At 38.5% G+C, this 405-nt stretch carries 1 pseudogene; it reads left to right on the plus strand.

The features are described 5' to 3' along the window. Positions 1-405: pseudogene (locus tag J7R13_RS09180) on the plus strand (aminopeptidase N C-terminal domain-containing protein); the annotation flags it as partial.

Raw genomic sequence — 405 nt, forward strand, 5'->3', positions numbered from 1 at the left:
TCAACTCAACCGTTGGCAGTCGTTTAATCATTTTATGATGCAAGCTCTCATTCATCCCCTTCACGATAAACTACATCCATAAGAGAGTATGCATTCTTCTTTTCTATTCTTTATTGAAATCATCCTTATAGATGAAAGTCTGGATCCAGAGTTTCGCTCATTTTGTTTAAATTTACCTAGCGAAATAGAACTTGCCCATATAATCGGTAAAAATGTTGATCCAGAACGCATCCACCATGTGCGCAATCAATTTTTAGCTTCACTCGCACATAGGCATCAGGAACTCTTCACAACAGTTTATGCGCAAATGCAAATCAATGAACCCTATTCACCAAATACTGCACAAGCTGGAAAACGAGCATTACGCAATATTATGCTAGACTATCTTTCCATCGCCGAAGCCAA

Origin of the sequence: Bartonella taylorii 8TBB, from assembly GCF_902825155.1 — a bacterium.
Classification (GTDB): Bacteria; Pseudomonadota; Alphaproteobacteria; order Rhizobiales; family Rhizobiaceae; genus Bartonella; species Bartonella taylorii_A.